13 protein-coding genes are annotated in these 13,380 nt (G+C 69.5%); 6 read left to right on the top strand and 7 right to left on the bottom strand.

Annotation, left to right across the window (positions count from 1 at the left end):
* Positions 1–25: 25 nt before the first annotated feature.
* From BLW76_RS11685 to BLW76_RS11665, 5 genes are all read left to right on the top strand, one after another.
* Positions 26–850 (top strand): LURP-one-related family protein, encoded by an 825-nt coding sequence (locus BLW76_RS11685; protein WP_091306229.1) that lies wholly within the window; start codon positions 26–28, stop codon positions 848–850.
* A 104-nt stretch (positions 851–954) separates the two neighbouring features.
* Positions 955–1,998: an MBL fold metallo-hydrolase gene (locus BLW76_RS11680; RefSeq protein WP_091306227.1), complete on the top strand. Its 1,044-nt coding sequence runs from the start codon at positions 955–957 to the stop codon at positions 1,996–1,998.
* Between the two features lie 78 nt (positions 1,999–2,076).
* Entirely contained in the window at positions 2,077–2,478 is a 402-nt protein-coding gene (locus tag BLW76_RS11675) for a GNAT family N-acetyltransferase (RefSeq protein WP_091306226.1), read from the top strand.
* Positions 2,479–2,488: 10 nt separating this feature from the next.
* Positions 2,489–2,941, top strand: a complete 453-nt coding sequence (locus BLW76_RS11670; protein ID WP_091306224.1) for a GNAT family N-acetyltransferase — start codon at positions 2,489–2,491, stop codon at positions 2,939–2,941.
* Between the two features lie 216 nt (positions 2,942–3,157).
* A complete protein-coding gene (locus tag BLW76_RS11665; protein WP_244170137.1) occupies positions 3,158–4,444 on the top strand; it encodes a DUF222 domain-containing protein in 1,287 nt (428 codons plus the stop codon).
* On the opposite strand, the gene mnmA is transcribed toward BLW76_RS11665, so the two are convergent.
* From mnmA to BLW76_RS11645, 4 genes are all read right to left on the bottom strand, one after another.
* Entirely contained in the window at positions 4,430–5,521 is a 1,092-nt protein-coding gene (gene mnmA / locus BLW76_RS11660) for a tRNA 2-thiouridine(34) synthase MnmA (protein WP_091306221.1), read from the bottom strand. The genes BLW76_RS11665 and mnmA overlap by 15 nt on opposite strands.
* A 4-nt stretch (positions 5,522–5,525) precedes the next feature.
* On the bottom strand, positions 5,526–6,722 hold the full coding sequence (locus BLW76_RS11655; RefSeq protein WP_091306219.1) for a cysteine desulfurase family protein: 1,197 nt from the start codon (positions 6,720–6,722) through the stop codon (positions 5,526–5,528).
* Between the two features lie 64 nt (positions 6,723–6,786).
* Complete coding sequence (locus BLW76_RS11650; RefSeq protein ID WP_091306217.1) at positions 6,787–8,154, bottom strand: MFS transporter; 1,368 nt, start codon at positions 8,152–8,154, stop codon at positions 6,787–6,789.
* Between the two features lie 44 nt (positions 8,155–8,198).
* On the bottom strand, positions 8,199–9,482 hold the full coding sequence (locus BLW76_RS11645; RefSeq protein ID WP_091306215.1) for a LuxR C-terminal-related transcriptional regulator: 1,284 nt from the start codon (positions 9,480–9,482) through the stop codon (positions 8,199–8,201).
* A gap of 155 nt (positions 9,483–9,637) precedes the next feature.
* On the opposite strand from BLW76_RS11645, the gene BLW76_RS11640 reads away from it, so the two are divergent.
* Complete coding sequence (locus BLW76_RS11640) at positions 9,638–10,540, top strand: NADP-dependent oxidoreductase (protein ID WP_091306213.1); 903 nt, start codon at positions 9,638–9,640, stop codon at positions 10,538–10,540.
* A gap of 45 nt (positions 10,541–10,585) precedes the next feature.
* Here BLW76_RS11640 and BLW76_RS11635 read toward each other — a convergent pair whose 3' ends face one another.
* The 3 genes from BLW76_RS11635 to BLW76_RS11625 form a co-directional block, all read right to left on the bottom strand.
* The gene (locus BLW76_RS11635) at positions 10,586–11,470 is read right to left on the bottom strand and encodes a lysophospholipid acyltransferase family protein (RefSeq protein WP_091306211.1); all 885 of its coding nucleotides are present in this window, start codon (positions 11,468–11,470) and stop codon (positions 10,586–10,588) included.
* Positions 11,467–12,249 (bottom strand): GNAT family N-acetyltransferase, encoded by a 783-nt coding sequence (locus tag BLW76_RS11630; protein WP_091306209.1) that lies wholly within the window; start codon positions 12,247–12,249, stop codon positions 11,467–11,469. The genes BLW76_RS11635 and BLW76_RS11630 overlap by 4 nt, the downstream gene beginning before the upstream one ends.
* Before the next feature lie 148 nt (positions 12,250–12,397).
* Complete coding sequence (locus BLW76_RS11625) at positions 12,398–13,357, bottom strand: electron transfer flavoprotein subunit alpha/FixB family protein (RefSeq protein ID WP_091306207.1); 960 nt, start codon at positions 13,355–13,357, stop codon at positions 12,398–12,400.
* Positions 13,358–13,380: the final 23 nt, after the last annotated feature.

Below are 13,380 nucleotides of genomic sequence, written 5' to 3'. Positions count from 1 at the left end.
GTCCACGGCGATAGGCTGACCGGTCATGACGAGTTCGCCACCGCAGCCGGGCTGGTATCCGGACGCGCGGGACCCCCGTCTGCACCGATGGTGGGACGGCCAGGCCTGGACTGCCGACACCCGGTCGGCTTACCCCTCCACGCCGACCAGCGATTCCGAGCCGATCGAGCTGGACATCGAACGCGCCCACGACCCGGCGCGGATCCAAAGCCAGGTCAATCGCGCGACGCGCGGGCGAGGCGGCGCACGCACCGGGGGCGGGACCCTGTTCACCGAGCCGGTCCTCGTGGTCAACCAGCGCGCCAAGCTGATCGAGATGGCCAACGAGTTCGGCGTCTTCGACCAGCACGGCAACCAGCTCGGCGGAGTCGTCGAGGTGGGCCAGAGCACGCTGAAGAAGGCGATCCGGCTCCTGACCAACTACGACCAGTTCCTGACCCACAAGTTCGAAGTCCGCGACGCCAACCACAGCACCGTGCTCAAGGTGACCCGGCCGGCGAAGGTGTTCAAATCGCGGTTCCTGGTCACCAGGGCCGACGAAACCCCCATCGGCGAGATCGTCCAGGAGAACGTCTTCGGCAAGATCCGGTTCGGCTTCGTCGTCGACGGCCGCTCGGTCGGCGGGATCTTCGCCGAGAACTGGCGCGCCTGGAACTTCTCGATTCGCGACCACGCCGGCACCGAGGTCGCCCGGGTGACCAAGACCTGGGGCGGCTTCCTCAAAGCCGCGTTCACCACGGCGGACAACTACGTCGTGGAAATCCCTCATCCGCTGCCCGATCCGCTCGCCAGCATGGTGGTCGCCGCGGCCCTGACGATCGACACCGCCCTGAAGCAGGACACCGACTGACCGAGTGACCGGTGTCTCATCTCCTCCCGGTGGACAGCGGGCCCGGCACAGCTCAGGGTGAAGAAAGGCCGGGACACCGCAGTCTCGCCGGGACGGAGGTCACCGTGGAACCGTTGCCGGAAAGCAGCGACAGGAACTGGACCGAGCCCGGCATCTACGAGGTCTCGGCGGGCGTCTACCGGATCCCTTTGCCGCTGCCCAACGACGCTTTGCGCGCGGTCAACGTCTACGCGGTCACCGACGGCGAGAAGCTGGTACTGGTCGACTCCGGGTGGGCGCTGACCGTGGCCCGCCGGCAGCTCGCGGAGGCCCTGGGCGGAATCGGCGCCGAGCTCGCCGACGTCAGCGAGTTCCTCGTCACCCACGTTCACCGGGACCACTACTCGCAAGCAGTGGTCCTCCGTCGTGACTTCGGCTCGAAGATCGCCCTCGGCCAGGACGAAGAGCCCTCGCTCAAAGCGTCCGGCAATCCCGACCGGTTGCCGATGGAGGCCCAGGTCGACCTGTTGTTCCAGGCCGGGGCCGGCGAAGTCGTGGAAGCGCTGGCCCGGCAGTTCGGCACGAACCGGCGACACACGGAAGCCGACCTCTGGGAGGCGCCCGACGAATGGCTGACCCCGGGGCCACGGCCGATCCTGCCCGGGCGCGAGTTCGAGGTCGTCGCCACCCCGGGGCACACGTCCGGGCATGTCGTCTTCGTGGACGACACGGCCGACCTGTTGTTCTCCGGCGACCACGTGCTGCCGCACATCACGCCTTCCATCGGGTTTCAGCCGGTGCCGGCCGAGTTGCCGCTCAACGACTTCATCGATTCGCTTCGCCTGGTGCGCGCGATGCCGGATCGCCGCATGCTCCCCGCCCACGGCCCCGTGTCGGACAGCGTGCACACCCGGGTCGACGAACTGCTGGAACACCATCGGCAACGCCTCGAGACGATTGCCTCGCAAATCGTGGCCGGCGCAAGCTGCGCGTATGAAGCCGCGCATCGGATCGGCTGGACCCGCCGCAACCGCAAACTGTCCGAAATGGACTCCTTCAACCAGATGCTGGCAGTCCTCGAAACCGCGGCACACCTCGACCTCCTGGTGTCGCAAGGCAAACTGAGCGCCCAGGTCGTCGATGGCGTTCGGCGATACACGCTGACCTGAGAGACGTGCGGCCGGCACTCCGGGTAGCCGCCTCGTCGCAGTTATGTCCAATGCCGGACCTCCTGCATACTGGGTGAAATGGAGGTCATCAGACGCGCCCGGGCAACGGACGTCGAGGCGCTGGTACGCCTGTTCGGCGCGCCTGGCGAGCCGTTGGCAGCCGCCCTCCGGGAGCTCACCAACACCCCGCACGTCACGCTGGTCGTGGCCGAGGACGACAACGGCGTCGCCGGCACGGCACAACTGACCGTGCTCCGAGGTCTCGCCTGGGACGGCGCGCCCCGCGGGCTACTGGAGGGCATCCGCGCCGCCCGGCGCGGCGTGACGAGCGCACTCCTGACCTGGGGTATCGACGAAGCCCGCCGACGCGGCTGCGCGCGCGTCCACCTCGATTCGGGTCTCAACCGCGCCGACCTGCGAGACTTCTATGCACGCTTCGGGTTCGAATACAGCTACCAGGGATTCACCCGCGTCCTGTGATACTGGCGTCGTGGCCGACTACACCATCCGCAGGGCACGCCGTGAGGACGTCGCTGCGATCGTGCACATGCTGGCGGACGACCAACTGGGCGCCACCCGGGACGATCCCGGAGACCTCGAGCCGTACTTGCGCGCCTTCGACCAGATCGAGGCGGATCCGAACCAGCTCCTGATGGTCGTCGCTTCCGGAGACGAACCGGTCGGCACCTTGCAGCTGACAATCATTCCGGGTCTCGCCAGGCGCGGTGCCCTCCGCGGTCAGATCGAGGCCGTCCGGGTTCATTCCGGCCATCGAGGCGCCGGACTGGGCGCCGACCTCGTGCGGTGGGCGATCGACGAGTCGCGGCGGCGCGGGTGCGCTCTCGTGCAACTCACGTCGGACACCTCCAGGACGGACGCTCACCGGTTCTACGAGCGCCTTGGATTCGTGCCGAGCCATACGGGTTTCAAGCTCAAGATCTGAGCCGGAACAACATCTTCCCACCGAACCAACGATTGTCCATTTTAGACATTTGACCTCCTCTGACCACCACGCGGACCTCCACGCACGCGAACGATCCCGAAACAATTGCGGTCCGTCAAGCCCCGAAGGGTGCGAAAGGTAAGGTTCGCGACGTTTTACCACCCATTCCTCTGAACTTCGATGACTTTCCCCGCGAGCCGCCGTACGGTCGGGCTCATGACTTCACAACCACTCGGCAAGTTCATCCCCGCAGGTTCCCTGACCACCGAAGAAGAGCTTCCGTTCGTGCTGCGTTCGGTCCGCAACGACCCGAACACGTTGCAGCGCATGAAAGACGACCAAATCATCGATCTGATCCGCGATACCGACGCGGAGATCTCGAAGCTGCAAGCACTGCAGCTGAGAGCGATCGCGGACCTGAGCGTACGCCGGAGACGGGCGCCCAGTGCGTCATCGGAGGTAGCATTGGCCTTGTCCATAACGGAACATCGCGCCAGTGCCATCGTTTCCGCGGCCAACGCGCTGATCGCCCGCCTTCCCTGCATGCTCAACCTCATGGACGACGGCCAGCTCGACTTGTATCGCGCCATGAAGGTCACCGACGCGACGGCGTGGCTCTCCGGAGATCACGTACGCGTCGTCGACGAGACGCTCGTAGACCGGGTACCGGGCCGGAACGCCACCCAGGTCCGCCGGGCCGCAACCTATGCGGCGGCGCAGATCGATCCAGAAGGCGCAGCGCTTCGCACCGAGCGGAAATTCGTCGAGCGGCGGTTCGCCCTGCACCATCAGGACAGCGGCCTGACTCACCTTTCGGTCAACAACGCACCGACGGAAAAGGCAACCGCCGCCTATGCCCGCGTCGACCAGGCCGCGCGGGCGTTGAAGACGCCGGACGAACCGCGAACTCTGGATCAACTCCGCGCGGATGTGGCCATCGATCTGCTGCTCAGTGGCACGGGCGGCCCCAGTGCACGCACCGAAGTCTTCCTGCACATCGACCTGGCCACCTACGTCGGCATCAACCAGTCACCGGCCGCGCTCGCCGGTCGTGGACCCATCGCGGCCGCACTGGCTCGCCACCTCCTCGGCGGAGCCAACACGACGCTGCGGCGGGTGCTCACCGATCCGAGAACCGGTCACGCAGCCGAACTGTCTCCGACGCGTTACCAGCTCGAGCAGGACGAGTTCATCCGGGTTCGCGACCAAGAGTGCCGGCAACCCGGATGCACACGTCCCGCCCAAAACTGCGGAGTCAAAGCGGCTCCGCCGCAGGGCGGGACCGGAGAAGCCTCGGACGAGCCAGCCACATTCTGTTCGCGGCACAGCAAGCTACAGGGACAGCCCGGCTGGGACTACAAAGTCACGCCTGACGGCACCGTCAACGTCACGACACCGTCCGGACAGGTGCACTCGACAAAGCCACCGTCGGTGCACCCCGGTCGCCGACGGGCGAACCAGCTCCGGAAGCCGTGGGACGACCGGCGATCAGCGAGTGCCTGAGATCTTGGCACTGCCGAGGACGACGTCACCTTCATCGGGATCAGGGCGGTAGAGAACGACGACCTGGCCCGGAGCGACTCCACGCAACGGCTCCCGCAGGTGCAGAGTCATGGTGTCGGCGTCCGCGTCGGCGACCGCCTCCACGATGCCTCCGTGCGCCCTGACCTGGATCACGCATTCGGTGGGCTCGGTCAGCGGCCGCCCGCTGGGCCAAATCGCCCGGTCAGCCTCGATCACCTTGACGCCGAGCCCGGCCACGGAGCCGACCTTGACGGAGCCCGACACCGGTTCGAGCGACAGGACGTACCGAGGACGGCCATCAGGCGCCGGCGCGTCGATCCCAAGCCCCTTGCGCTGGCCGACCGTGAACCCGTGGACGCCGGTGTGCCGGCCGAGGACCGCACCGGTCTCCGCGTCCACGAGCTCGCCGGGGCGCTGCCCTAGCCGGTTTTCCAGGAACTTCTTGGTGTCGCCGTCCGGGATGAAGCAGATGTCGTGGCTGTCCGGCTTGTTGGCGACGGACAGGCCGCGACGCTCCGCCTCGGCCCGCACCTCGGTCTTCCAGGAATCGCCGAGGGGGAACATGGCGTGGCTGAGCTGTTCCGGTGTCAGCGAAGCGAGCACGTAGGACTGGTCCTTGCCGCTGTCCGCGCTTCGGCGCAGCTCGGGTACGCCGTCGACCACGGAGAGGCGCGCGTAGTGGCCGGTCGCGACCGCGTCGAATCCGAGCGCCATAGCCTTCTCGAGAAGGGCTTCGAACTTGATCTTCTCGTTGCAGGTGACACACGGGTTCGGCGTGCGGCCGGCGGCGTATTCGCCGACGAAGGTCTCAACGACCTCTTCGGTGAAACGCTCGGCGAAATCCCAGATGTAGAAGGGGATCCCGAGAATGTCCGCGGCCCGGCGGGCGTCATGCGAGTCCTCGATCGTGCAACACCCGCGCGAGCCGGTCCGTAGCGTTCCCGGTTTTGCAGACAACGCCAGGTGCACACCGACGACGTCGTGCCCAGCGTCGACCGCGCGTGCCGCGGCGACCGCCGAGTCCACTCCTCCGCTCATCGCGGCCAAAACCCGCATTGCCTTACACCTCTTGCTTCTGGGTCTGCTTGCGCATTCCGGCGAGACCGGCCTGCCGGGCGCGCATGACGACGCCACCGATCTCCGCGGCCACGGCCTCGACGTCCGCAGCGGTGGTTGTGTGACCAAGGGAGAAACGGAGGGAACCACGAGCCGCGGCCGGGTCCGCTCCCATGGCGAGTAGTACATGGCTCGGCTGGGCGACGCCTGCGGTACACGCGGATCCCGTCGAGCATTCGATGCCCTTGGCGTCGAGCAGCATCAGCAGGCTGTCGCCGGCGCACCCGGGGAACGTGAAGTGGGCATGGCTGGGCAGCCGCTCGCCGTCTCCACCGTTGAGGACGGCGTCAGGTACTTCGCGTTGGATCGCCTCGACGAGCTCGTCTCGGAGTTCCTCGACGCGTTTCGCGTACTCGGCTCGGGTCGAGACGCTGATTCGGACAGCAGTCGCGAACCCCACTATCGCCGGGACGTCCAAGGTGCCGGAGCGGACGTTGCGCTCTTGGCCTCCGCCGTGCAACAGGGGCGCACAGGGCACGTCACGGCCGAGCAGAAGCGCGCCCACTCCGAACGGACCACCGAGCTTGTGTCCGGTCAGGGTGAGCGCGGCGGCGCCGCTGGCCGCGAAGTCGACCGGAGCAGCCCCGACGGCCTGAACCGCGTCCGTGTGGAACGGGATGTCGAACTCGGCGCACACTGCCGCCAGCTCGGCGATCGGGTTGATCGTGCCGACCTCGTTGTTCGCCCACATCACGGTGGCCAGCGCCACCGTCTCGGGATCCGCGGCGATGGCTGCGCGCAGGACGTCAGGCAACACCCGCCCCTGGTTGTCCACGTCGAGCAGGACGACCTCGGCGCCGCCGTGAGCTTCGAGCCATTCGACGGTGTCGAGCACGGCATGGTGTTCTGCGGCGCCGCAGAGGATGCGCCGGCGCTGCTCCTGCTCGTCGCGGCGGGCCCAGTAGATGCCCTTGATCGCGAGGTTGTCGCTCTCGGTGCCGCCGCCGGTGAAGATCACCTCGGAGGGACGGGCACCCAGCGCCTCGGCGATGGTTTCGCGGGCTTCCTCGACCATCCGTCGGGCCCGGCGGCCCGAAGAGTGCAGCGCCGAGGCGTTGCCCACGGTGGACAGCGCCTCGGTCATCGCCGCTATGGCTTCGGGCAACATCGGAGTGGTCGCCGCGTGGTCGAGATAGGTCATCGCTGTTCCAGGGTAGTCCGCTCCAGCGCGTGACGAAGCCCACCCTGGCCCTCGAAGTGGGCTGTCACACCTTTGACGGCCACCGCCCGGTCAACCGGACGCCCACCATCGCGAGAGCCACCAAGGCCACCGTGAGCAGGGCCATCGCCGGTGACGGGTCGAGAACGGAGCCGACAACGCCGAGCAGAACACCGCCCAGGCCGATGAGCAGAGCGGAGCCGACCCAATCCGCAAGCTGCAACGCCGAGGTATTGAACCCACGCTCCCCTTCGGGCGAGTAGCGGAACAGGAGCACGGAGATGGCGGGCATCGCGATCCCCATGCCGGCACCGCCGACCGCGCACGCCACGAATGCGACCCAGCCGGGGAACCATGGCTGGGAGACCAGGCCAAACCCGACCAGACCGGCCGCGACCAGCCAGAACCCGGAGCGCAGCGATGCCTCCCTCGACCAGTCGAGGAACCGGCCCTGCGCCGCCGACGCAGCGGACCAGCCCAGGGCCGTGATCGTCAGTGGCAGGCCGGCGAGGGCGGGGCTGTAACCGTGGACAGCGCTCATCGTCAGCGGCAGGTACGCCTCCATTCCCGCGTACGCGCCGGCGATGAGGGCGCGGGAGGCGATGACCGTTGGTAGGCCAGGGCGGGCCGTCAACGTCCCGGCCGGCAACAACGTACGGAGGGCGTAGCCCAGCGCGATGAGCCCAACCGTGCCGTAGCCGAGCGCGAGGAACGACTGGTGCTGGGCCGCCCACGTCAGCGCTGCGACACCGAGCGCGGCGATGATCGCCTTGGACACACTCGCCTGGCGGCCATCAGTGGCAGGTGCGTGCGCCGGCAAGCGCCGGACGACCACCACCAGCATGACCACCCCCACGGCCACGAGCGGGACCAAGCCGAGGAAGACCCACCGCCAGCCGACGCTGACCGTGAGGACCCCGGCCACCGACGGCCCGATGACCGCAGGCAGGACCCAGGCGGCAGCGTTCGCCGCGTAGATGACCGGGCGCTCGTGGTCGGTGAAGGTCAGGGCGATCAAGAGCGAAACCGAGACCAGGAGCAAGCCCGAGCCGAAGCCCTGCAGCGCGCGGCCGAGGAGGAACACCGGCATCCCGCTCGCCGTCCCCGCGACCACGAGGCCGACCGCGAACAGTGCGGGGCCCGCCAGCAGGGCCGGTGCTGGGCCGCGGCGGTCGCCGATCCGGCCGGACAGCACCGTCGCCACCACGCTGGAGATCAGGAAGGTCGTGAACGGCCACGAATAGAGCGACGCACCGTCGAGGTCGGCGACCAGGGTGGGCATCGCCGTTGCCACGCCCATGCTCTCGAAAGCGACCAAAGTGACCACGAGCAGGAGTGCCACCGTGGTCAGCCGGTGTTCCGCGCTCCAGAGCACGCTTCTGCGACGGGGTGCCGAGTCGATCGTCGAGGCCATGATCAGCAGCGTGCAACCTCCAGCCCGCTGGAGGTCAAGGCGGTTCAGGCGGAGCGGTGCGTCACCGGCTCCACCGGCAGGTCGCGCGCCAGCGCGGCCGCCTCGCCGCGGGAACTCACAGCCAGCTTGTCGAGGATGTTGCGGACGTGGAACTTGACTGTGTGCTCGCTGAGCTGCAGTTGTTCGGCGATCTGCCGGTTGCGCATACCTTGGGAGATGCCGGCCAGCACCTCCAGCTCGCGCGGATTGAGCCGATCGAGCGGACGCAGCTCCGGCGGCTCGGCCACGCCGAGCGGGAGGACCGCGGTGACCGTCGTGCCCCAGCCCGGCGCGGCGTCGACCTCCCAGTGGCCGCCGATTGCCGTGAGCCGCTCGGTCAGGCCCCGGGATGGGATCGCGTCGGCGACGTCGGGGCAATCGTCGCGGACCGTGATCCGCAGCGTCGAGCCGTCCGGGCGCCAAGATGCCCGCAAGCGCGTGGTCGCGGAACGGTCCACGGCAGCGAGCACCAGGCCGCGGGTCAGCGTCCGTGCCGTGTGGGCGATGTCCTGCGGGAGCGACGCGTCACCGACCGGGTCGACGAGCTCGACGTCGACCTCCGTGTGCCGCACCAGGTCGGCCAGCTGGGTCTTGAGGACGGCGAACGCCGCGCCCGCCTGCTCTGCGGACAGGACTTCGTCGCGGTCGACGACGCCTTTGAGCTCGAGCAGGGCGTCGGCGGCGAGGTCGGTGGCGGTGCGGCGGGCGACGGTGTCGGAGAGCCGGCCGGAGCGGAGCACCGCCAAGATCGTGGCCAGGGTTGCCGCGTGTGCCTGGCCGAGATCGGTGATCGCCTGGGCGCGCGCGGACGCCGCGGCGAGGCTGCTGGCCAGGACGTCCGGGCCCGGGTCGGTCGCCCGTTGGCCTGCGTCGGTGCTGGCGATGTGCCACAGCTGGGCCGCCAGCTCCAGCTCCGCGGACGGCGGCTCCGCGGCCTCCGGCACCACGGCGATCACCGCGCCCTTGCCGACGGCCGGTGTCGAGGCGAGCAGGACCAGCCGGCGCTCGGCGCCGCCGAGCACGCCGTCGATGACCAGCGCCTTGCCCGGCTCGCTGCGGTCGACCAGCCGCTGCAGCTCGACGCTCGTCACTGCCTGCGTGATCGCTTCGTCGCCGACGACCTTGAGCGGGCTGCGGGGGCAGTCGCCCGTCTGCATTGCGGCCGCGCGGTGCGGGACCAGCCTGCCCAGCTCGGCGGTGAACCGGCTGAGCAGCTGGGGCCGCGGCGCCGACAGGATCCGCTCGACGACGTCCAGCACGTGCCGAGGATCCGACCAGGAAGCGTCCATGGCCTCCAAGGTAGGCGCGTCCGCGGTCCGGCGACCTGCTCGTCCGGCTAGTGAACACTGCTCGTCCGGACGGTTCGGTCGCCCCGCCGGGCGAGTTGACTTCCAGGAGAGGACATTCGAACCGAAGGTCACGAACCGAGGAGCGAGACAACACCATGCGAGCGATCACCTTCTCCGCATACGGCGGGCCGGAAGTCCTGGAGCAGGCCGACGTCCCGATGCCGGAGCCGGGCCCGGGACAGGTGCGGCTGGCCGTCCAGGTCGCCGGGGTCAATCCGATCGACTGGAAGATCCGCAACGGCGCCATGCAGCAGAACTTCCAGGTCCCATTCCCCCACATCCCCGGCCTCGAGGTCGCCGGGGTCGTCGACGCCGTCGGCGAAGGCGCGGACTTCGCCGTGGGCGACGAAGTGTTCGGCTGGTCGGAGACAGGCGCCTACGCCGAGTACGCGCTCGCGAAGACGATCGCGCGCAAGCCCGCGAGCCTTTCGTGGGCCGACGCCGCCGCGCTGCCGGTCGCCGGTGAGACCGCGCTCCGCGTCCTCGGGCTGCTCGGGGTCCGCGAGGGCGAGACGCTGCTGCTGCACGGCGCCAGCGGCACGGTCGGGCGGTTCGCCGCTCAGGTCGCCGTCGCGCAGGGGGTGACCGTCGTCGGGACCGGGGGAAGCCGGAGCCTCGACGACCTGAAGTCGCTGGGTGTCGTACCCGTGCTCTACGGCGACGGCTGGGTGGAGCGGGTCCGCGAGGCCTCGGCCGGACCGGTGGACGCCGTGTTCGACGCGACCGGGCACGGCGTGCTGCCGGGGTCGATCGAGCTGCGGGGCACCAAGGACCGGATCATCACCATCGCCGATGCGGCCGCGTTCGAGCTGGGGATCCCGTTCTCCAGCGGGGGCGAACAGTCCCGTGCGGTCCTCGACGGGATCGCCGGCTGGGTGACCGACCGCGGCGTCGGCATCGTGCAGGGCAGGAGCTACCCGCTGGCCGAGGCGGCCGCGGCGCAGGCCGAAAGCGAGAGCGGGCACCCTGGCGGAAAATTGACCATCACCGTCGGCTGACCGGTGCGCCCGGGCCTGTCGCCGGATCGCGGCGACAGACCCGGGTCACTTCGCGGGAGGCGAAGCCAGCGGGATCGGCCCGCGACGCGGAGCCCGGCGCCGCTGCTGAGCCGGGATCTGCACCGTGCCGAGCGCGGAATGGACCGCCGCCTCGGCGAGGGCGGCCAGCTCACGGCGGGTTTCCGCGCGGCCGGGGGCGATTTCCGGACAGATGTGGATCTCGAGCACGAGGCCGCGCAGGGCCGCGACCCGGCGCAGGGACGCGATCAGCGACTCCGGCCCGATGAACGCCGGACGGCTCGTCTCGCGGCCGTCGGCCAGGCGGTACCGCAGCGCGATCGGGCGCACCGGGACGCCGCCGTCGATGGCGGCCTGGAACGACGCCGTCGTGAAACGGCCCGAGGCCAGGCCGCACCACGTCGTGCCCTCCGGCGTCACGCTCACCAGCGACCCCGTCCGGAGCGCGTCGGCCAGCGACGCCATCGTGGCGGGCAACGTCGTCAGCCGCTCGCGGTCGAGGAAAATGCTGCCGCCGCGCCGGACCAGGCCACCGAGCACCGGCCAGCTGGCGATCTCCTTCTTTGCCAGCGCGCGCATCGGCCGCAGCGCGTTGATCGCGATGATGTCCAGCCAGGAGATGTGGTTGTTGACCACCAGCGCGCCACGGCCGGCGGGCGCGGTGAGGAAGTCGGCGCCGCCCCGGACGTCCAGCCGGACGCCGAACGCCCGCAGCATGCCGCGGAAGATCAGCCGGAGCAGGCGTTCGCGGCCCGGGGCGACCAGCAGCACGGGCGCGGACACCAGCGCCGCGAGGACGACCGAGATCGCCGCTGCGAAGCGCAGTGCCCGTCGCCAAAATCCGACCACGGGGTCGTCGGCGGTCAGGCAACCGTCGCCGCACGGCGAGGACGGCATCCAGGCATGGCTCATCCCTGCACCCCGAGGAAGAACTTGAGGTATCGCTCGTCGACGTTGTGCAGGTCCAGCACGACGAAGAAGTCCGCGACGCCGAAGTCGGCGTCGAGCGCGGGCGGCCCGTAGGCCTTGGCGCCGAGCCGGACATAGCCCTTGATCAACGGTGGCAAGGTGGCTCGCGCGGGGCGTTCGATGCCCGAGGGGTCCCAGGGGATCAACGGCCTGACGCGCGTGGCCTCGCCCGCGTAGTGCTTGGTGCGCAGGACGTCCCACACGCCAGCGGCGAGGGAGCCGTCGTCGACCAGCGGGACGGACGCGCAGCCGGCGAGGTAGCGGTGGCCGGACAGCAGCATGTAGCGGGCGATTCCGGCCCAGACCAGGCTCACGACGGCGCCGCTGCGGTGGTCCGGGTGCACACACGACCGGCCGGTCTCGACCAGCGACGGGCGCAGGTCGTCGATCGCGGTCAGGTCGAACTCGCTGTCGGCGTAGAGCTTGCCGGCCTTGGCGGCGCGCTCCGGCGGCAGCATGCGGTAGCAGCCGACGATCTCGCCCGTGTTGTCGTCGCGGACCACGAGGTGGTCGCAGAACTCGTCGAACTCGTCGACGTCGAGGCCGGGCCGCGGGGAGTGGAGGCGCGCACCCATTTCCTCGGCGAAAACCCGGTGCCGCAGTTTCTGCGCGGCGACCACTTCGTCGTTCGCGTGCGCGACGAGAAGCGAGTACCGGGGGGCGTCGGCGGGGAGTTCGGTACCCGCCTGATCAGTGCTGACGAGGAGCTGTGACGTCGTCATGGTCAAGGTGTACCTGCGCGGAGGAGGCCGCGGAGAGTGCCATCCGATGACCGATGAATGCACGTTCAGTTAATGGCGGGTTTTCTGTCCCGAAAACGCACGAAGGGCCTTCCGGGGGGATCCCGGAAGGCCCTTCGCCAGGCGAAGATCAGCCCTTGCGCTTCTCGACCGCCTCGGTCAGCTGCGGCGCGACGTTGAACAGGTCGCCGACGATGCCGAAGTCGGCGATCTCGAAGATCGGCGCCTCCGGGTCCTTGTTGACGGCGATGATCGTCTTCGACGTCTGCATGCCGGCGCGGTGCTGGATCGCGCCGGAGATGCCGAGCGCGATGTACAGCTGCGGCGACACGGTCTTGCCAGTCTGGCCCACCTGGAACTGCGCCGGGTAGTAGCCGGAGTCGACGGCGGCACGCGAGGCGCCGACGGCCGCGCCGAGCGAGTCGGCCAGCTTCTCGACGACGTCGAACTTCTCCGCCGAGCCGACGCCGCGGCCACCGGAGACCACGATCGACGCCTCGGTCAGCTCCGGCCGGTCGCCGCCGGTCACCGGCTCCACGCCCGTGATGCGGGTTGCCTTGGCCGCGTCGACCGCGGGGAGCTCGACGGTCTCCTCGGCCGCCGCGCCCTCGGCCGGCTCGGCCTCGACCGCACCCGGCCGGATCGAGACGACCGGCGCGCCCTTCGCGGACTTGGACTTCACCGAGAACCCGCCACCGAAGATGGACTGGTCGATGACGCCGTCGCCGTTGACGCCCACGGCGTCGTAGATCAGGCCGGAGCCCAGGCGCACGGCCAGGCGGGCGGCGACCTCCTTGCCCTCACCGCTGGCGGTGACGAGCACGGCGGCCGGAGACGCCTGCTGCGCCAGCGCGGCGAGCACGTCGACCTTGGGCGTGACCAGGTAGTTCGCGGCGTCGTCGCCCTCCGCGACATACACCTTGGCGGCGCCGTGCGACGCCAGCGCCTGCTTCGCCTTCGCGGCGGTCCCGGTCGGGCCGACGACGACGGCCGACGGCTCACCGAGCGCGCGGGCGGCGGTCAGCAGCTCGAGCGTGACCTTCTTGACCTCACCGTCGACGTGGTCGACGAGGACGAGTATTTCAGCCATGGTTCTACTTCCTCCTCGAAGAG

Source organism: Amycolatopsis tolypomycina, assembly GCF_900105945.1.
GTDB lineage: Bacteria > Actinomycetota > Actinomycetes > Mycobacteriales > Pseudonocardiaceae > Amycolatopsis > Amycolatopsis tolypomycina.
Note: the sequence above shows the minus strand (reverse complement) of the source record. Positions and strands in the feature narration are given on the sequence as shown.

Coding starts and splice junctions, on each gene's coding strand:
- BLW76_RS11655 (WP_091306219.1), bottom strand. CDS start 6,722: ATGACCTATCTCGACCACGCGGCGACCACTCCGATGTTGCCCGAAGCC.
- BLW76_RS11625 (WP_091306207.1), bottom strand. CDS start 13,357: ATGGCTGAAATACTCGTCCTCGTCGACCACGTCGACGGTGAGGTCAAG.
- BLW76_RS11635 (WP_091306211.1), bottom strand. CDS start 11,470: ATGAGCCATGCCTGGATGCCGTCCTCGCCGTGCGGCGACGGTTGCCTG.
- BLW76_RS11630 (WP_091306209.1), bottom strand. CDS start 12,249: ATGACGACGTCACAGCTCCTCGTCAGCACTGATCAGGCGGGTACCGAA.
- BLW76_RS11665 (WP_244170137.1), top strand. CDS start 3,158: ATGACTTCACAACCACTCGGCAAGTTCATCCCCGCAGGTTCCCTGACC.
- BLW76_RS11650 (WP_091306217.1), bottom strand. CDS start 8,154: ATGGCCTCGACGATCGACTCGGCACCCCGTCGCAGAAGCGTGCTCTGG.
- mnmA (WP_091306221.1), bottom strand. CDS start 5,521: ATGCGGGTTTTGGCCGCGATGAGCGGAGGAGTGGACTCGGCGGTCGCC.
- BLW76_RS11640 (WP_091306213.1), top strand. CDS start 9,638: ATGCGAGCGATCACCTTCTCCGCATACGGCGGGCCGGAAGTCCTGGAG.
- BLW76_RS11685 (WP_091306229.1), top strand. CDS start 26: ATGACGAGTTCGCCACCGCAGCCGGGCTGGTATCCGGACGCGCGGGAC.
- BLW76_RS11675 (WP_091306226.1), top strand. CDS start 2,077: ATGGAGGTCATCAGACGCGCCCGGGCAACGGACGTCGAGGCGCTGGTA.
- BLW76_RS11645 (WP_091306215.1), bottom strand. CDS start 9,482: ATGGACGCTTCCTGGTCGGATCCTCGGCACGTGCTGGACGTCGTCGAG.